Annotated in this window: 10 protein-coding genes; 7 read left to right on the top strand and 3 right to left on the bottom strand. The window is 36.1% G+C overall.

The genetic code is table 11. The features are described 5' to 3' along the window. Positions 1–146 precede the first annotated feature (146 nt). Together ACQ0RB_RS14530 and ACQ0RB_RS14525 are read left to right on the top strand one after the other, a co-directional pair. The gene (locus ACQ0RB_RS14530; RefSeq protein WP_430499334.1) at positions 147–1715 is read left to right on the top strand and encodes a M20/M25/M40 family metallo-hydrolase; all 1569 of its coding nucleotides are present in this window, start codon (positions 147–149) and stop codon (positions 1713–1715) included. Then, positions 1708–2889, top strand: a complete 1182-nt coding sequence (locus ACQ0RB_RS14525) for an exo-alpha-sialidase (RefSeq protein WP_430499332.1) — start codon at positions 1708–1710, stop codon at positions 2887–2889. Before ACQ0RB_RS14530 ends, ACQ0RB_RS14525 begins: the two co-directional genes overlap by 8 nt. 56 nt (positions 2890–2945) lie before the next feature. On the opposite strand, the gene metK is transcribed toward ACQ0RB_RS14525, so the two are convergent. Then, positions 2946–4199: a methionine adenosyltransferase gene (gene metK / locus ACQ0RB_RS14520; RefSeq protein ID WP_430499330.1), complete on the bottom strand. Its 1254-nt coding sequence runs from the start codon at positions 4197–4199 to the stop codon at positions 2946–2948. 375 nt (positions 4200–4574) lie between these two features. On the opposite strand from metK, the gene ACQ0RB_RS14515 reads away from it, so the two are divergent. Next, positions 4575–7160, top strand: a complete 2586-nt coding sequence (locus ACQ0RB_RS14515) for a phosphoenolpyruvate carboxylase (RefSeq protein ID WP_430499328.1) — start codon at positions 4575–4577, stop codon at positions 7158–7160. 122 nt (positions 7161–7282) lie between these two features. On the opposite strand, the gene ACQ0RB_RS14510 is transcribed toward ACQ0RB_RS14515, so the two are convergent. Continuing rightward, positions 7283–8599 carry an ammonium transporter gene (locus ACQ0RB_RS14510; protein ID WP_262733498.1) on the bottom strand — a complete coding sequence of 439 codons (1317 nt, stop codon included), beginning with the start codon at positions 8597–8599 and terminating at the stop codon, positions 7283–7285. A gap of 56 nt (positions 8600–8655) precedes the next feature. Beyond that, positions 8656–9690 (bottom strand): porin, encoded by a 1035-nt coding sequence (locus ACQ0RB_RS14505; protein ID WP_131508899.1) that lies wholly within the window; start codon positions 9688–9690, stop codon positions 8656–8658. A 437-nt stretch (positions 9691–10127) separates the two neighbouring features. On the opposite strand from ACQ0RB_RS14505, the gene gltB reads away from it, so the two are divergent. The 4 genes from gltB to ilvB all read left to right on the top strand — a co-directional run. Then, complete coding sequence (gene gltB, locus ACQ0RB_RS14500) at positions 10128–14621, top strand: glutamate synthase large subunit (protein WP_430499325.1); 4494 nt, start codon at positions 10128–10130, stop codon at positions 14619–14621. A gap of 3 nt (positions 14622–14624) precedes the next feature. Beyond that, entirely contained in the window at positions 14625–16091 is a 1467-nt protein-coding gene (locus ACQ0RB_RS14495; protein WP_430499323.1) for a glutamate synthase subunit beta, read from the top strand. Between the two features lie 351 nt (positions 16092–16442). Next, on the top strand, positions 16443–18122 hold the full coding sequence (gene ilvD / locus ACQ0RB_RS14490; RefSeq protein ID WP_430499321.1) for a dihydroxy-acid dehydratase: 1680 nt from the start codon (positions 16443–16445) through the stop codon (positions 18120–18122). A gap of 11 nt (positions 18123–18133) precedes the next feature. Then, positions 18134–19467 (top strand): biosynthetic-type acetolactate synthase large subunit (gene ilvB / locus ACQ0RB_RS14485; RefSeq protein WP_430499319.1); only part of this gene is annotated, 1334 nt, incomplete at its 3' end.

The raw sequence follows: 19467 nt of genomic DNA, 5'->3' as shown, positions 1-19467 counted from the left end.
CAAAGCGTAGCTTTGCAGTATCAACGCAGTTAATCTTCCATAAAAACTTACTAGTTTCTCTCCAGTCTTAACGTTTATTTAGAGGCTCAATTTTAAAAATAGTTTTAACTTACGTTTCTTAAAATTAATAGCAAATCCATAAATGTATGATTTCAAATAAAATAATTAGAAATACTTTTCTAGCCTTGTTTTTAATGACGTTTTCAGTGTATTCTCAAAATAAAGAGGAAAACAAAGTAGTTGAGGACATTATTAAAGAAGCAAATGAAAATTCACAATTAGAATCCTTAGCACACCATCTATTAGATGTAATTGGTCCAAGATTGGTTGGGACACCTCAAATGAAACAAGCCAATGATTGGGTGGTTGATACCTATGATGATTGGGGAATTTCTGCAGAAAACGAACAATGGGGAGAATGGAAAGCTTGGGAAAGAGGCATTACTCACGTAGATATGGTATCACCAAGAGTGCAGTCGTTAGAAGGAATGCAGTTAGCTTGGAGTCCAAGTACACCACAAGAAGGTATTACGGCTGAGGTAATTGCTATACCTAGAATTAAAGATTCTTTAGATTTTGTAAAATGGTTGCCAAATGTAAAAGGGAAGTTTGTACTAACTTCTATGAAACAAATTACAGGACGACCAGATGAAAATTGGGAAGAATTTGCAACCGAAACATCCTATGAACGCATGAAGCAGCAACGTGATTCATTGACTAAAGAATGGTTGCAAAATATAGCAAGAACAGGTTATGGTCGAAGAGGTATTATTAAAGCTTTTGAAGATGCAGGAGCAGCAGGAATATTGTCTTCATATTGGTCTAAAGGGTTTGGTGTGAATAGAATTTTTAGTTCGCGTACTGAGAATATCCCAACTTTAGATATTGAAATGGAAGATTACACAATGCTTTACAGACTTGCTGAGAGTGGTAATACGCCAACTTTAAAAGTTGTTGCACAATCCAAAGATTTAGGAGTAGTGCCAACTTTTAACACTATAGGTAAAATAGAAGGAAAAGAATTACCAAACGAATATGTTATTCTTTCAGCGCATTTAGATTCTTGGGATGGCGCAACAGGAGCAACCGATAATGGTACAGGTACTATTTTAATGATGGAAGTGATGCGAATCCTTAAAAAAGTATACCCTAATCCAAAACGCACTATTTTAGTTGGACATTGGGGAAGTGAAGAACAAGGTCTTAACGGATCAAGAGCGTTTGTTGAAGACCATCCTGAAATTGTAGAACATGTACAAGCTGTTTTTAATCAGGATAATGGTACAGGTCGCGTTATAGAAATTTCTGGTGCTGGATATTTAAATGCATACGACTATATTTCAAGATGGATGTATCCTGTTCCAAGGGAAATAAAAAACCAAATAAAAACCGATTTCCCTGGTTCGCCTAGTAGTGGAGGCTCAGATAATGCATCTTTTGTGGCGGCTGGTGTTCCTGCATTTTATTTGAGTGCTTTAGATTGGTCATACCGAAAATATACATGGCATACCAACAGAGATACTTATGATAAAATCGTTTTTGATGATGTTAGAAGTAATGTCATTCTAACTGCAATTATGGCTTATATGGCATCAGAAGATCCTAATCTAGCTTCTAGAGAAAAAATTGTATTGCCTATTGACCCAAGAACAGGAGAGCAAAAAATATGGCCTGAGCAACGTTCACCCAAACGAAGAGGAGGTTTAGATGATTAAATCTAAATTAAAAGTATATACGTTAGTTGTTGCTTCTTTGTTGGTTTTGACCTGTAAGGAAAAAGAAGTAGCAGCACCTTTTCATGTAGCAAATCTTTTTGATAGTAACCAACCCAATACACTTGGGCTTACTGAGGCTAAAAATAAAGAAACAGTTACTATTTTTTCACCTACAGAGAACGACAATAAATACAATCATGGAGTGGTATTATTTCCTTTTAAGCACATGTTCTATGCACAATGGCAGAGTTCTTCAGTAGATGAAGATGGAGAAGATACTCAAGTGTTTTATTCTAGAAGTTATGACGGAAAAATTTGGAGCAAGCCTATTGCATTAACATCAACATCTAACTCAAAAATCACTACAAGTGGAGGTTGGTGGAGTAATGGAGAAACTCTTGTGGCTTACATTTGTGTATGGCCAAAAGACGAAGCTAATCCTAAACAAGGTTATACAGAGTACATGACTTCAAGTAATGGAGTAGATTGGTCAACTTCTCAAAAAGTTACAGACAAATTAGGGAATCCTATTTTAGGAATCATTGAGCAAGATGTGCATGCAGTGCCTAATAGAAGAGTTGTAACTGCTTTTCATATGCAACCTGGTTTAAAAATCACACCTTTTTATACTGATGACCCTTTAGGAATATCTGGTTGGCAAGCAGGAAAGATGAAAAATTTGCCTTCTGATAAAAATATGAGTAGAGCAATTGAACCTAGTTGGTTTTACAGGAAAAAGGACAAAGCTATAGTTATGGTGTTTAGGGATCAAGAAAGTACGTTTAAAAAACTGGCATCAGTAAGTTATGATAATGGAGTAACATGGACGATGCCTCAATTGGTTGATACTCCTGACTCTAGAGCAAAACAGAGTGCAGGTAATTTACCAGATGGAACTGCGTTTATGGTGAATAATCCTTCAGGAAGCAAAACAAGAATTCCGTTGGTTGTAACACTTAGTGAAGACGGTTTTTTGTTTGATAAAGCCTTTTTGCTGCGTAGCGGAAACGAATCTGATTTACAACCTATGCGATTTGAAGGGAAATATAAACGAGTAGGTTATAGCTACCCTAAAAGCGTAATTTGGAATAATTACCTTTATGTGTCTTATGCTACAAATAAAGAAGATGTAGAATTAACGAGAGTTCCTATTGAGAGCTTGAAAATAGATTAATAAAACCTCATAATTTAATTATGAGGTTTTTTTTGAGCTTCAATATATGTTATAGTTTATAAGCCAAAAGCAGTTTTAACTTTGTCTACATAATCAAGTTTTTCCCAAGTAAACAATTCAACATCAACTGTAATTGGTTCACCATTTGGTTGTTCAAAGGTTTTGGAAACAGTTTCAGGAGTTCGTCCCATGTGTCCATAAGCAGCTGTTTCACTATACATTGGTTGTCTTAGTTTTAATCGAGATTCAATGGCAGCAGGACGCATATCAAAAATTTCAGAAACCTTATTGGCAATTTCTCCGTCAGTCATATTAAACGGACAAGTACCGTAAGTGTCAATGAAAATTCCCATAGGTTCAACCACTCCAATAGCATAACTTACTTGCACTAAAACTTCATCGCAAACACCAGCTGCAACTAGGTTTTTGGCAATGTGTCTGGTTGCATAAGCTGCACTTCTGTCTACTTTACTTGGGTCTTTTCCACTAAAAGCACCACCACCATGGGCACCTTTTCCACCATAAGTGTCAACAATAATTTTTCGTCCTGTTAAACCAGTGTCACCATGTGGTCCACCAATAACAAATTTACCAGTTGGGTTAATGTGGTAAGTAATGTCATCATTAAACAAGGCTTGAATGTTTTCTGGTAATTTTGAAATAACTCTAGGAATCAGGATATCGATAATATCTTTCCTTATTTTTGAAAGCATTGCTTCGTCATTATCAAAATCGTCATGCTGTGTAGATATCACTATAGAGTCTATACGTTGAGGTATATTGTCATCACTATATTCAATGGTAACCTGACTTTTAGAGTCTGGTCTTAAATAGGTGATGTCTTTTTGTTCTCTTCTTAAATCAGCAAGTTCTTTTAGTATTCGGTGAGATAAATCTAAAGCAAGAGGCATAAAGTTTTCAGTTTCTCTTGTTGCGTAACCAAACATCATTCCTTGGTCACCAGCACCTTGTTCTTCTTTAGAAGCTCTGTCAACACCTCTGTTGATGTCATCTGATTGCTCATGAATAGCAGATAAAACACCACAAGAATTTCCGTCAAACATGTATTCGCCTTTAGTGTAGCCAATAGCATTAATAGTATCTCTTGCTATTTTTTGAACATCTAAATAAATATTCGATTTTACTTCACCAGCAAGTACTACTTGTCCTGTGGTTACTAAGGTTTCGCAAGCTACTTTAGACTCAGGGTCAAAAGCTAAAAAGTTGTCTATTAGTGCGTCGCTAATTTGGTCTGCTACTTTATCTGGATGTCCTTCTGATACACTTTCAGATGTAAATAAATACGCCATAAATAATAAATGTAATATTACGAAGGGATTTGACGAAAGCGTCAAAGGAAGTTTACACTGTCCTTTAGCATTTTTTAATGAGGTTGCAATCAGTCAAATCTCTCCTCTAAATTTGGCTACAAATGTACAGATAAAATTATAATGGCAAAACGCTTTGTCTAAAAAAGAAACCTTTGGTTTTTATTCATTTAATTAAAAGGTGGTACATTATTGATGAATAATGGTTTTCAGAAAAATGGAATAGAATCTCGATTTTAAAAAATAATTTTCAGTTTAATAGCTTTTAATTCATAATTCTGCAAAATTCAGAAAAGGCTCTTGTCTTTTGCTCTAGCTTGAGTATTTTTATAGTTACCATTTATAAGATTTAAAATTATGTCTACACCACCTAAATTAACCCGATTTAAGCAAAATGTACTCTCTAAGTATCAGATATACAATAGTATATTTATGACTTTGCCGTTTGATGCTATTTCAAAAACAGGTGTTTTGTTACCTCTGTTTCATGAAACCTGTAAAAAGGGCTTTGAAAATGGAGATAACCCAACAACCATTGTAGATACTTTTTTTAAAAAATATCAAGCGAGACGCTCGCACGAAAGCCAAATAAACTTGCTTTTTAGGTTTATACAATACATTGAGAGGCAAGTGGTGCTTTTTGATGCTATTGAAGACGCAGCGTTTCCAATTGTGAATAATATGGATGGTATTGGTACGCTGAGAAGTTTGAAAGAATCGGTAGTGTCAGAGCATAATGCTGAGATGCTTCAAAAATACCTCGAAGAATTTAAAGTGAGAATAGTGCTAACTGCGCATCCTACGCAGTTTTATCCAGGTTCGGTTTTAGGGATTATTACCGATTTGTCTGCGGCTATTAAAAACAACGATTTGTTGTTGATTAATGATTTGTTGGCGCAACTAGGTAAAACACCTTTCTTTAAACATAAAAAACCAACACCTTATGATGAGGCTGTAAGTTTAATATGGTATTTAGAAAACGTGTTCTATCATTCCTTTGGAACAATTTTCGATTATATTCAACAGAATATTTTTGATGATAAACCTGTTAAAAACGATATTATAAATATTGGCTTTTGGCCTGGTGGTGATAGAGATGGTAACCCATTTGTGACTCCAGAAATTACGAAACAAGTTGCAAAACGTTTAAAGCAAACAGTGCTTAAAAACTATTACAGAGATGTAAGAAAGTTGAGAAGAAAACTAACATTTAAGGATGTTGAAGATAAAATCACAAGTTTAGAACATAGGTTATATAATGCGTTTGTTGATGCTGATTCAAAGTCTATCATTCAGTTAGATGAGTTTGTGTCTGAACTTAAAGACATCAAAAACATTTTAAATAAAGAGCACCAGTCTCTATATGAAAAAGATGTAATTAGTCTTATCAATAAAACGCATCTTTTCGGTTTTCACTTTGCTAACTTGGATATAAGACAGGATAGTAGAGCACATGATAAGGTGTTTACTGCAATGGTGGATAGGCTTATTGAAAGTGGTAGTGCTATTTTTCCACAAGATTATAATACGTTGTCTCCTGAAAAGCAAGTTGAAGTGCTTTCTAAAGTTGAAGGAAGTGTCGATTTAGGCTTGTTTGAAGATGAAGAAGTGCTAAAGACTTTAAATACCATTAAAGCAATAAAAGAAATTCAAGATAATAATGGCGAAAGTGCCGCAAACCGATACATTATCAGTAATAACCAAACTACTCTAAATGTGATGCAGCTATACGCCATGTTAAAGTTGGTGGCATTTCAAGATAAGCTTACTGTAGATATTGGTCCTCTATTTGAAACCATTACAGATTTAGAAAATGCGCATTTGGTAATGGAAGAATTGTATACTAACCCAGCTTACAAAGCACATTTAAAATCTAGAGGTAATAAACAAACGATTATGTTAGGGTTTTCTGATGGAACTAAAGATGGTGGTTATCTTATGGCAAATTGGGCAATCTTTAAGGCAAAAGAGCGATTAACTAAGGTCTCTAGAAAGTATGATGTTACGGTTATTTTCTTTGATGGTAGAGGAGGTCCACCTGCTAGAGGTGGTGGTAAAACACATCAGTTTTATGCATCTTTAGGTCCAACAATTGAAGATAAAGAAGTGCAGTTGACTATACAAGGGCAAACCATAAGTTCAAATTTTGGAACCTTAGATTCGTCACAATACAACTTAGAGCAATTGATAAGTTCTGGTATTTATAACAGAATGAACGAGAAGAACAATTTGTTATCTGAGGCGAATACAGCAGTAATGGATGATTTGGCAAAAATAAGCCTAAAAACTTATATGGATTTTAAAGGTCATCCAATGTTTATTCCTTATTTGGAGCGTATGAGTACTTTAAAATATTACGCCAAAACCAATATTGGAAGTAGACCTTCAAAAAGAGGAAAATCTGATGCTTTGGTGTTTTCAGACTTGAGAGCAATTCCGTTTGTAGGTTCTTGGAGTCAGTTAAAGCAAAATGTTCCTGGATTTTTTGGGGTTGGTACAGCTTTGAAGCACTATGAAGATAATGATGAGTTTGATAAAGTAAAGAAACTGTACAATGAGTCTAGCTTTTTCAAAACTCTTATCGAAAACAGTATGATGTCATTATCTAAATCGTTTTTTGATTTAACAAAATATATGGCAGAAGACGAGGAGTTTGGAGAGTTTTGGAAAATTATTTATCAAGAATATGAAACCACTAAGAGGCTGTTGTTAAAGCTTACAGGATATAAAACTTTAATGGAAAATGAACCGTCTGGTAAGGCTTCAATTGAAGTTAGAGAGTCTATTGTGTTGCCTCTGTTGACTATTCAGCAGTATGCACTTAAAAAGTTGCAAGAACTTCAAAAAGAAAAAGTAAAAGATGAGGCTCAAATTCAAATTTTTGAAAAGATTGTTACGAGATCCTTATTTGGTAATATAAACGCTAGTAGAAATTCAGCTTAGTCTTTCTTTCTTCTTAATATATGATAGTAAAAAACCTCGAAGATATTCTTCGAGGTTTTTTGAGCAATTAATAATTAATAGTAATCAATTGTTGTAGGAATTTCATGTAGATTTCGATGTGTCTATTCATCGTATTCTCTCTGTCTTTTTCCTGGATAGGCAATTGAACCATGTTCAGAAATATCTAAACCTTGTATTTCTTCTTCTTCTGTTACACGTAACCCAAAAGTGTATTTAAGAATACCAAATACAATTATAGATAAAACGATTGCCCAAACTGCGTAAGCTAATACTCCAATGGCTTGAGCGCCTAATTGCGCAAATCCACCTCCATTAAATAGTCCAATACCAGTATCACCATCAACACCCCAAAGACCAATAACTAAAGTTCCCCAAGCACCAGCTACACCATGCACTGATGCGGCTCCAATTGCATCATCAATTTTGAGTTTCTTTTCAATAAATTCAATAGAGAATACCACAATAACACCTCCAATTAAACCAGCTAAAAGAGCTCCGCCTGCTGTCATGTTTCCGCAACCAGCAGTAATGCTTACTAAACCAGCCAAAGCACCATTTAAGGTTTGAGCTAAGTTTGGTTTTCCGTACCAAATCCATGTAGTGATAAGTGCTCCAAGACCACCTGCTGCTGCAGCAAGATTGGTAATTAAAACAACGGTTGAGGCTGCTGAAGAGTCATCTCCTCCCCAAGCTAGTTGAGAACCTCCATTAAATCCAAACCATCCTAACCAAAGAATAAATACTCCTAAAGTAGCTAGTACTTGGTTGTGACCTGGAATAGGGATTACTTTTCCGTCTACAAATTTCCCGATTCTTGGACCTACCATAAAAGCAGCAACTAAAGCTGCCCATCCACCAACTGAATGTACTATGGAAGAACCTGCAAAGTCAATAAACTCAGCTGGCATAGATTCGCTGTTTAACCATCCTCCATTCCATTCCCAGCCACCTGCAATTGGGTATATAACAGCTGTCATAACTATTGAGAAGATAGCATAAGTTGTGTATTTTGTTCGTCCAGCAATAGCTCCAGATACTATTGTTGCTGCTGTGGCAGCAAACATGGTTTGGAAGAATAGGTCAGCACCTTCACCTTGCATTAATCCGCTCCAAAAAAACCATCCGTTTTCTGAATCTCCATACATTAATGAGTATCCAATAAACCAAAATGATATTGAACCTACACAGATGTCTAAGAGGTTTTTCATTGCTATGTTTACAGCGTTTTTAGATCTTGTCATTCCGGATTCTACAAGAGTGAATCCAGCTTGCATAAAGAATACTAAGATACCTGCAAGAAGCATCCATAGCATACTCATGTCTCCTTTTATTGCGCTTACAGCATCTTCCAGATTTTTTGTGGTAGCTGTAGCATCTTGCGCTAATAAAAAGTGTGTAATTGAAAATAAAGTTGTCATTATAAAAAAATTAAATATTATTTAGTTTAAGAGTAGTAGTTAAGTTCATGGTGGATTTAAAATGCGTAAATCGCAGCTAAAACAAATGAGCTAAGGCTTTTTGTTGGCATTAAATCGGTATCAACAAAAGCGTCATCAGAAGCACTGTCGAGTCTTAGCTCAGGTTTTATAGTTAGGTCTCCAACAACGTAGCTTCCTGTTAATGTAGCGGCAATTACGCTAGAGTCTTCAACACCTGTTCCAATAGCTCCAAAATCGCCACTTTCAACAAAATATTCGCCTCTTAGTCCAATTGTAAATTTGTCAGAAGTAGAGTATTGAGGGTAAATAGCTCCACCTGCAAAACCAACTCCGTCGTTGTCAAAGTAAGCACCATTGATTCCTAAGTAAAAATCATCAGACAGATCAAAACCACCTGTGAAGTCAATTTCAAATGCGCCATCGTCAGTAATGAAGTTTAAGTACTGTCCTTTGTATCCTACTTGAGCACCAAAAGCATATTTTCCATTTGGATTATATTCTGTGGCATCTGTTGGATTCATTACAGCTAGCATAAAGCTAAAGTCGTCTGAAATGGCAAAGTCGGCTTTAAGACCTGTATGGCTAAAAGGGCCATAAGAAAATAGGTAAGAAGTGCTATAGTTGAAATTTCCTGTTGGAGAAATAACTTCATAGCCTAAAAAAGTGTTGAAATTACCAAAAGTAAGAGTTACTGTTTCGCTTACATTCCAATAAGCATAGAGCTGATTTACAATATTGGAACTTCCTCCTGGTCTTAATAAAGGAGAGTTGAAAATAGCATCTTCACCTCTTGGTCCAAAGACTAAATCGGCAACAAAGCCTACCTTTGCGCCTTCGTATGAAGCTACAACATTAGCCATGCCTAAGGCAAAACCAGGTAAATTAGCAAAAGAGGAGCCTGGATAAATGGCGTTTTCGTCGTTGGGTGCTCCAAAATTAACTCGATAGTATGCATCGATACTACCATTAAATGAGAATTTTTTCTTGTCCTCAGTTTCTTCTTCTTGAGCTTTCAAGTTAAAATTCACTACAGTCATTAATAGCAAAACGAGAGTAATTCTTTTTTTCATAATAAGTTAGTTTTGTTTAGAGAGGTAAAACTATGTAAAAACATTATTTGCCCCTAAAAAAATAGGGTTATCAATTGTATTTTTATTATATAATTAAATTATACCCTAAAAAAATTAGGGTTAAATAATTTATATTGATTTTTTTAAGGATTTGAAAATGTATTTTTTGATAAAAATTTAATTTTATTCAAAAAAAGATGAAAATATCGCATGTAAAATTCATTTTGATTGATTGATATTTATTAAAATGAATTTTTTATTAAAAAATAACTATTGCGAATTTTGTATTTTAAGAGGTGGTTTTTTAAGAGATTCTAATTATAAAACCTTTAAAATAAGGATGTCGTAATAATAAAGAGAGCGTTATTATTTATGGTGAAATACCTTATATATTAGTAAGTCCTAAGTTTAAAATTAGCAAAAAGTAGTAGGTTATTATGGAAAAACAAGGACTATATTTACCAGAGTTTGAACACGATAATTGTGGAGCAGGATTTATTTGTAGTTTAACAGGTAATCGCTCTAACGGTATTATTCACAAAGCATTAGAAATTCTTGTTAAGCTGGAACATCGAGGAGCTGTAAATGCCGATGGTAAAACAGGAGATGGAGCAGGTATTTTAATTGATGTGCCTCATGTGTTTTTTAAGGAAAGCTGTGATTTTAATCTTCCAGAGTTAGGTAGTTATGCTGTTGGTAATATGTTTTTACCAAAAAAGGAAAACCAAATGCAATATTGTATTAATGTTTTCGAGGATGCTATAAATAATCAGGGACTTAAAATTTTGGGCTGGAGAAATGTGCCTGTAGATAGTTCGGTTTTAGGGCAAGTTGCTGCAACTGCAGAGCCTTCTATAAAACAAGTATTTGTTGGTAAGGCAAGCGAGGAACAAACCGAGTTTGAGTTCAACTTAAAACTTTTCGCTGCGCGTAAAATTGCAGAGCATGATATTTATGGGTCAAAACTATCACAAGCGTCATATTTCTACTTTCCAAGCTTATCTACAAAAACCATTATATATAAAGGACTTTTAAAGCCCGAAGACATCAGTTTATATTATAAGGATTTAATGAATCCGTTATTGGATGCTAAACTGGCTTTGGTGCATCAACGATTTTCAACCAATACATTTCCAACTTGGGATTTAGCACAACCGTTCCGTTATATGTGTCACAATGGTGAAATCAACACACGTCGTGGTAATGTGTCGCGTATGTTTTCTCGTGAAGAACTTATGCAAAGCGATTGGTTTGGACCAGATATAAAAAAGATTTTTCCAACGGTTTTAAATGGGAAGTCAGATTCTGCTCAAATGGATATGGTTGTAGAATTGTTATTAATGACTGGTCGTTCGCTTCCTGAAGTTATGATGATGTTGGTGCCAGAAGCTTGGGAAAAATACAAGGACATGTCTGATGAGAAAAAAGCCTTCTATGAATTCAACTCTTGTCTTATGGAGCCTTGGGATGGTCCTGCGTCTATTCCGTTTACGGATGGAAATTATATAGGAGCAGTTTTAGATAGAAACGGATTGCGACCATCAAGATATACGGTTACAAAATCAGGTTACGTGATTATGTCTTCTGAAACTGGAGTTATGGATATCAAGCCTGAAAATGTTGAATATCACGGACGTTTAGAACCAGGGAAGATGTTTTTGGTTGATATGAACGAAGGTCGTATTGTAAATGACGAAGAAATCAAAAATAAAATCGTTAGTAAGTACCCTTATCGTAAATGGTTGGATGAAAATTTAACCAGACTAAAAGATATAAAGTATAGTGATTACGAAATCACGCATAACGAAATTGAACTAAACACGCGCCAGCATATATTTGGATACACGCAAGAAGATGTAAATACCATTATTCTGCCAATGGCATCCAAAGCAAAAGAGCCAATTGGTTCAATGGGTTCTGATACGCCAGTTGCAGTGTTGTCAGAGCGTCCGCAGTTAATCTATAATTATTTTAAGCAGTTGTTCGCGCAGGTTACCAATCCGCCTTTAGATGGTATTCGAGAAGAAATGATTACAGATATCAGTTTAACACTGGGTAGTGATTACAATCTGTTTGATATTAACGAAAAGCACTGCCGAAAATTAAAAATTCAAAATCCTGTTATTTCAAAACAAGATTTAGATAAACTTATTAATTACAAAGACAAAGAAGATTATAGTGTTGAGGTTATTTCAATGCTTTATGATGTGAATGAACGAGCAAATGGTCTAGAAAAAGCACTTGAAAGGTTGGTGCAACAAGCATCAAAAGCTATAGATAATGGTGTGAGTATTATTGTGCTTTCTGATAGAAATGTCACTCAAGGAAAAGCGCCAATTCCAGCTTTATTGGCTTGTTCTTATGTAAACCATGGTTTGTATGGTTTAGGTAAACGTTCTAAAGTAAGTTTGATAATTGAGTCTGCCGAACCTCGCGAAGTGCATCATTTTGCACTATTGTTTGGGTTTGGAGCTAGCGCAATCAATCCGTATATGGTAAATGAAATTATCGAAAGTCATTTACCAGATTTAAATTTAGAGTTTGAAGAAGCAATTCAAAATTACAACAAAGCCGTTGGTCAAGGTATTTTAAAGGTGATGAACAAAATAGGGATTTCAACATTAAATTCTTATCGAGGTGCGCAACTGTTTGAATGTATCGGAATCAACTCAAATGTCGTAAATAAATATTTCCCTAATACACCAACACGAATTGAAGGCGTTGGACTTATGGAGCTTGAAAAGGAAATCTACAAACGCTATCAAGTAGCTTTTGAAACACAGGATATAGCTGGTGATTTAGACTTGCAAATTGGAGGCGAATATCGTTGGAGACGTAATGGCGAAAAGCACATGTTTAACCCATTATCGGTTGCAAAATTGCAGCAAGCAGTTAGAGAGAATAATCCAACAACCTATAAAGAATATTCAGAGTTGGTAAACAATCAATCTAAAGCATTAATGACTATTCGTGGGTTGTTTGAATTTACAAATTACGATCCAATTCCTATTGAAGAAGTTGAGCCTTGGACAGAAATCGTGAAGCGTTTTAAAACAGGAGCAATGTCTTATGGTTCTATAAGTAAAGAAGCTCATGAAAATTTAGCCATTGCAATGAATCGTATTGGTGGTAAAAGTAACTCTGGAGAAGGTGGTGAAGATGAAACACGTTTTTATAAAGATGCTGCTGGCGACTGGAAAAACAGTGCAATAAAGCAGGTGGCTTCAGGTCGTTTTGGCGTGACTTCTAACTATCTAACCAATGCTAACGAAATACAAATTAAAATAGCGCAAGGTGCAAAACCAGGTGAAGGCGGACAATTGCCAGGACCAAAAGTAAATCCGGCAATTGCTAAAACAAGAAACTCCACACCTTATGTGGGATTGATTTCGCCACCACCACATCACGATATTTATTCTATTGAAGATTTATCGCAACTTATTTACGATTTGAAATCTGCTAATAGAGAAGCGCGTGTTAATGTGAAATTGGTGTCAGAAGTTGGAGTAGGAACAGTTGCTGCTGGTGTTGTAAAGGCTAAAGCAGATGTTGTTTTAATTTCTGGTTTTGATGGAGGAACAGGAGCATCACCATTAACATCTTTAAAACATGCAGGTTTACCTTGGGAATTAGGAATTGCTGAAGCGCAACAAACATTGGTGATGAACGATTTGAGAAATCGTGTGGTTTTAGAATGTGACGGACAATTAAAAACAGGGCGAGATGTAGCGATAGCGTGTTTGTTAGGAGCTGAAGAATTCGGTTTTGCAACAGCACCTTTGGTAGCTTCGGGTTGCATCATGATGCGCGTGTGTCATCTTAATACGTGTCCTGTCGGCATTGCAACGCAAAATCCAGAGCTTCGTAAAAAGTTCAAAGGAAAACCAGAACACGTTGTGAATTACATGTATTTCATTGCAGAAGAATTACGTCAAATCATGGCAAAACTTGGTTTTAGAACCGTTGATGAAATGGTTGGTCAAGTGCAAAAATTAAGTCGAACAAAAGCTATAGAGCATTACAAAGCCAAAGGTTTAGATTTAACACCAATTCTTCATCAAGTACCTGCAAAACCAGGAACAAAACTATATAATATAACAACGCAAGATCACGATTTAGAAAAGCATTTAGATTTTAAAATTATTGAAAAATCGCATCCAGCGTTATTCCGTAAGGAGAAAACATATTTAGATTTTAATATCCGAAATGTAAATCGTGCTGTTGGAGCGATAATAAGTAACGAAGTATCCAAAATTTATGGTGCTCAAGGCTTACCTGAAAACACGTTGAACCTAAATTTTACAGGTTCAGCAGGACAAAGTTTTGGGGCTTTTGCAACCAAAGGATTGACCATGATTGTCAATGGGAATACCAATGATTATATGGGGAAAGGATTGTCAGGGGCTAAATTGGTTGTTCGTGTTCCTGAAGACTCAACCATTGTTCCAGAGGATAACATTATTACAGGAAACGTAACCTTGTATGGTGCAACTTCTGGTGAGGTTTATATCAACGGAAAAGCAGGAGAGCGTTTCTGTGTTAGAAATTCAGGAGCGCAAGCGGTTGTTGAAGGTATTGGCGACCATGGTTGTGAGTATATGACAGGTGGAGTTGCTGTGATTTTAGGGGAAGTAGGAAGGAACTTTGGGGCTGGAATGAGTGGTGGAATCGCTTATATTTTAGACGAAAATAAAACTTTTGAAAGTAGATGTAATGGCGAAGGATTAAATATCGATCCAGTTACAAATGCAGAAGACATCAAGCTGTTAAAAGAATTGATAGAAAACCACTACAATGCATCGTTAAGTCCGTTAGCGCAACGCATTTTAGAACAATGGGAAAACTATTTGCCTAAATTCTTAAAAGTACTTCCAGAGGAATATCGTCAGGCATTAATCAAATTAGAACAAGAAAAATTAGTAACGCAATAAATCATGGGAAAAGTAACAGGATTTTTAGAATATAAAAGAGAGGTTGAAGATTACAAACCTGTAGAAGAGCGTTTAAAAAATTATGAGGAGTTTGCTGTTAAAATGGCAAAAAGTCGAGTGGAAAATCAAGGCGCTCGCTGTATGGATTGTGGTATCCCTTTCTGTCATAGTGGTTGTCCTTTAGGAAATTTAATACCAGATTTTAACGATAAGGTTTATAACGGAAAATGGAAAGAAGCAGCCGAAATTTTACATGCAACCAATAACTTTCCGGAGTTTACAGGGCGTTTGTGTCCAGCGCCTTGTGAAGAAGCTTGTGTACTTGGAATTAACGAAGATCCAGTAACTATTGAAAATATTGAAAAAAACATTGTTGAAGAAGCCTTTAAAAATGGATGGATTACAGCAAAACCACCAAAATCTAGAACAGGAAAAAAAGTTGCGGTTATAGGTTCAGGACCTGCAGGTTTAGCAGCTGCGCAGCAGCTTAATCGTGCTGGTCATTCAGTGACGGTTTATGAGCGCGATGCAAAAGTAGGAGGCTTACTTCGTTATGGAATTCCAGATTTTAAAATGGAAAAGAACATCATTGATCGTCGTGTTGAGGTTATGAAAGAAGAAGGTATTCTTTTTGAAACCAATGCGCATGTTGGTGTTAATGTAGATGCAAGTGCGTTAAAAAAAGAACATGATGCTGTCGTGCTTTGTGGTGGTGCAACGGTTCGTCGTGGTTTGCCAATTCAAGGAGCTGATGCAAAAGGCGTTTATCAAGCTATGGATTTTTTAAAGCAAAATAACAAACGTGTTAGTGGTGAAAATTTTGAAGAAGCTGAAATTTCTGCAAAAGGAAAGCGTGTTATTGTTATTGGTGGTGGCGACACAGGAAGTGACTGCATAGGAACAAGTAATCGTCATGGCGCAGTTAGTGTAACTAATTTTGAAATATTAAGTAAGCCAACTATCGAGCGTCCAGAAGCTCAACCTTGGCCTTTTTGGCCTATGCGTTTACGAACAAGTACCTCACATAAAGAAGGTGTTGAGCGCGTGTTTAGTATTTCAACAAAAGCATTTAAAAAAGATATCGATGGAAACTTAACAGGTTTGGTGACTTGTGAGGTAGAATGGGTGAAAACTCCAGGGCAAAGACCTCAATTGCGAGAGGTTCCTAATAGTGAAAAACATTGGGATTGCGATATGGTACTTTTAGCGTTAGGTTTTACAGGTTCCGAAACAACTTTGGTAGAACAGTTTGGGCTAGAAACCGATATGCGAACTAATATAAAAGCACCAGAAACCAGCTATCAAACTAATGTGAATAATGTGTTTGTAGCTGGTGATATGCGTCGTGGTCAGTCGTTAATAGTTTGGGCGATTTCCGAAGGAAGACAAGCAGCGCATCATGTAGATAAATATCTTATGGGAAAATCAGATTTACCACTTAAAGGCGATGGTGATTTACCTAGAATTTAAGACATAATTTGCTTTTTTAAAATAAACGTGTCATATTTGATAAGACAAAATGAACAGACAAATTATTAATATCATTTCTATTATTATCGTTGTGATTATTTCACATCGATGAGGAATGGTATTGTTGTAATATTTTATAAAAAATGCCTTCCTCTTTTCGGAAGGCATTTTTTTATGCATCAAATTCAAATTTTGAACATCATAATCACATTAAATTAAAGCATTGATTTTCAGTTATTTAAATACTTGTTAAAAGTGTTGAGTTTAGATGAAAATATTACAATGAAAAAGAAAGAACATTGCAAAAAATTACTTTAGAACAACCAAAAGGTTAGAAGATTAATAAACATAATGAGTAAATTAAACAAATACAGTAAAACCGTAACACAAGATCCAACTCAACCTGCAGCACAAGCCATGTTGCATGCCATAGGATTGACAGATGCTGATTTTGAAAAACCAATAGTAGGTATAGCAAGTACAGGTTATGAAGGTAACCCATGCAATATGCATTTGAATGATTTGGCGAAATTGGTAAAACAAGGCACGCAAAATGAAGATGTTGTTGGATTGATTTTTAACACCATTGGTGTTAGTGATGGTATTTCAATGGGAACACCTGGAATGCGTTATTCATTACCTTCTCGTGATATTATTGCCGATTCTATGGAAACAGTGGTACAAGCCATGAGTTATGATGGTTTGGTAACTGTCGTAGGCTGTGATAAAAATATGCCTGGGGCTTTAATGGCAATGATTCGTTTAAACAGACCTAGCGTTTTGGTGTATGGTGGAACAATTGATTCGGGTTGTCACAACGGACAAAAATTAGATGTCGTTTCTGCTTTTGAAGCTTGGGGAGGAAAAGTAGCAGGAACATTACCAGAAACCGAGTACAAAAGCATTATTCAAAAAGCGTGTCCAGGAGCTGGTGCTTGTGGTGGTATGTATACCGCAAACACAATGGCTTCGGCTATTGAAGCATTAGGTATGGCGTTGCCGTTTAACTCATCCAACCCTGCAACTGGGAATGAGAAAAAAGAAGAGGCTGTAAAAGCTGGAGAAGCCGTTAGGTTATTGTTGGAAAAAGATATAAAACCATCAGATATTATCTCTAAAAAATCTTTAGAAAATGCGGTGCGTTTGGTAACGATTCTTGGCGGATCTACCAATGCCGTTTTACACTTTTTAGCAATTGCAAGAGCAGCAAAAATAGAATTCACACTCGAAGACTTTCAGCGTATAAGTGATACCACACCGTTTTTAGCCGATTTAAAACCTAGCGGAAAATATCTTATGGAAGATGTTCATGCTGTTGGAGGTATTCCTGCGGTTATGAAATATTTACTAAAAAAAGGACTGCTTCATGGTGATTGCTTAACGGTTACTGGAAAAACTGTGGCTGAAAATTTATTGGATGTTGATGATTTAACCGAAGGGCAAGATGTTATTAAGCCACTAGAAGAACCTATAAAACCTACAGGGCATTTACGTATGCTTTATGGAAATTTAGCCACTGAAGGAAGTGTGGCTAAAATCACAGGAAAAGAAGGTTTAAAATTTATCGGAAAAGCAAAAGTGTTTGAAGGCGAATATGCAGCAAATGATGGTATTCGCGATGGAAAAGTAGAAAAAGGCGATGTGGTTGTTATTCGATATGAAGGTCCTAAAGGTGGTCCAGGAATGCCTGAAATGCTAAAACCTACAGCTGCTATTATGGGAGCTGGTTTAGGAAAAGATGTCGCATTAATAACTGATGGTCGTTTTTCTGGTGGAACTCACGGTTTTGTTGTGGGACATATTGCACCAGAAGCTCAAGAAGGAGGTGCAATAGCTTTGGTTAAAGATGGTGATATGATAATCATCGATGCCGAAACCAATTCCATTTCATTAGAAGTTTCTGAAGAAGAATTAGCAAAACGAAGAGAAAAATGGGTCGCACCAAAATTAAAGTTTGATAGAGGTGTACTTTACAAATATGCAAGAACTGTATCATCTGCTGCACAAGGTTGCGTAACAGATGAGTTTTAAATACGTAGACTATGGAGAATACTCAAACAATCACAAAAGACGAAAAACAAGTGGTAACATCAACGCGCATTTCTGGAAGTGAAGCTGTGGTGCGTTGTTTATTAGCAGAAGGCGTCGAAACGGTCTACGGTTATCCAGGTGGCGCAATTATGCCAATTTATGACGAATTATATAAGTATCAAGGTAAACTACATCATGTATTAACACGTCATGAGCAAGGAGCAACACATGCGGCTCAAGGTTTTGCGCGCATTTCGGGAAAAGTTGGTGTAGCAATGGCTACGTCTGGTCCTGGTGCTACCAATTTAATTACTGGTATTGCCGATGCGCAAATAGATTCAACACCTATGGTTTGTATTACAGGTCAAGTCGCATCGCATTTATTAGGTAGTGATGCGTTTCAGGAAACCGATATTATTGGTATTTCTACACCTGTAACCAAGTGGAATCATCAAATCACAAAAGCATCTGAAATTCCAGAAGTATTAGCAAAAGCATTTTATATTGCTAAAAGCGGAAGACCTGGACCTGTGTTAATCGATATTACTAAAGATGCTCAATTTGAAGAATTCGATTTTGAATATAAAACTTGCGAAGCAATTCGTAGTTATAAACCTGTTCCAGAAACGCAACCAGAGCAAGTAAAAGCTGCTGCGGACTTAATCAATAGTGCGAAAAAACCAATGATCGTTTGGGGACAAGGCGTTATTTTAGGTGAAGCTGAAGAAGAATTAAAAGCTGTCATTGAAAAAGCAGGAATCCCTTCGGCTTGGACTATTTTAGGTGCTTCCGCAATTGCAACATCACATCCTTTAAACATTGGCATGGTTGGTATGCATGGTAATTATGCGCCAAATAAATTAACCAACGAGTGCGATGTGCTTATCGCAATTGGCATGCGTTTCGATGATCGAGTTACAGGAAATTTAGCAACTTATGCAAAACAAGCTAAAGTCATTCATTTTGAAATTGATCCTGCTGAAGTTGACAAAAACGTAAAGACAGACATTGCTGTTTTAGGTGATGCCAAAACAAGTTTAGCGGCTTTGTTGCCACTTTTAGAAGCAAAATCACATGATAATTGGCACAATGAGTTCAAAAAGCTATATGATGTAGAATTTGAAAAAGTCATAAAAAACGATTTGCATCCAACCAAAGAAGGCTTAACAATGGGTGAAGTTTTAAAGCAAATCAATACCGAAACCAAAGGAGAAGCAGCTATTGTTAGTGACGTTGGGCAGCACCAAATGATTGCTTGTCGTTATGCTGATTTTAAAGTTTCTAAAAGCAACATTACATCTGGTGGTTTGGGCACAATGGGATTTGCGTTACCAGCTGCAATTGG

Source organism: Gaetbulibacter sp. PBL-D1, assembly GCF_050509525.1.
GTDB classification, from domain to species: domain Bacteria; phylum Bacteroidota; class Bacteroidia; order Flavobacteriales; family Flavobacteriaceae; genus Gaetbulibacter_B; species Gaetbulibacter_B jejuensis.
The sequence above is the reverse complement of the archived record's forward strand: the minus strand, read 5'-3'. Positions and strand labels throughout refer to the sequence as shown.

Excerpts from the sequence above, each read along its gene's own strand:
- ACQ0RB_RS14530 (WP_430499334.1), top strand. The coding sequence starts at position 147 with ATGATTTCAAATAAAATAATTAGAAATACTTTTCTAGCCTTGTTTTTA.
- ACQ0RB_RS14525 (WP_430499332.1), top strand. The coding sequence starts at position 1,708 with ATGATTAAATCTAAATTAAAAGTATATACGTTAGTTGTTGCTTCTTTG.
- metK (WP_430499330.1), bottom strand. The coding sequence starts at position 4,199 with ATGGCGTATTTATTTACATCTGAAAGTGTATCAGAAGGACATCCAGAT.
- ACQ0RB_RS14515 (WP_430499328.1), top strand. The coding sequence starts at position 4,575 with ATGTCTACACCACCTAAATTAACCCGATTTAAGCAAAATGTACTCTCT.
- ACQ0RB_RS14510 (WP_262733498.1), bottom strand. The coding sequence starts at position 8,599 with ATGACAACTTTATTTTCAATTACACACTTTTTATTAGCGCAAGATGCT.
- ACQ0RB_RS14505 (WP_131508899.1), bottom strand. The coding sequence starts at position 9,690 with ATGAAAAAAAGAATTACTCTCGTTTTGCTATTAATGACTGTAGTGAAT.
- gltB (WP_430499325.1), top strand. The coding sequence starts at position 10,128 with ATGGAAAAACAAGGACTATATTTACCAGAGTTTGAACACGATAATTGT.
- ACQ0RB_RS14495 (WP_430499323.1), top strand. The coding sequence starts at position 14,625 with ATGGGAAAAGTAACAGGATTTTTAGAATATAAAAGAGAGGTTGAAGAT.
- ilvD (WP_430499321.1), top strand. The coding sequence starts at position 16,443 with ATGAGTAAATTAAACAAATACAGTAAAACCGTAACACAAGATCCAACT.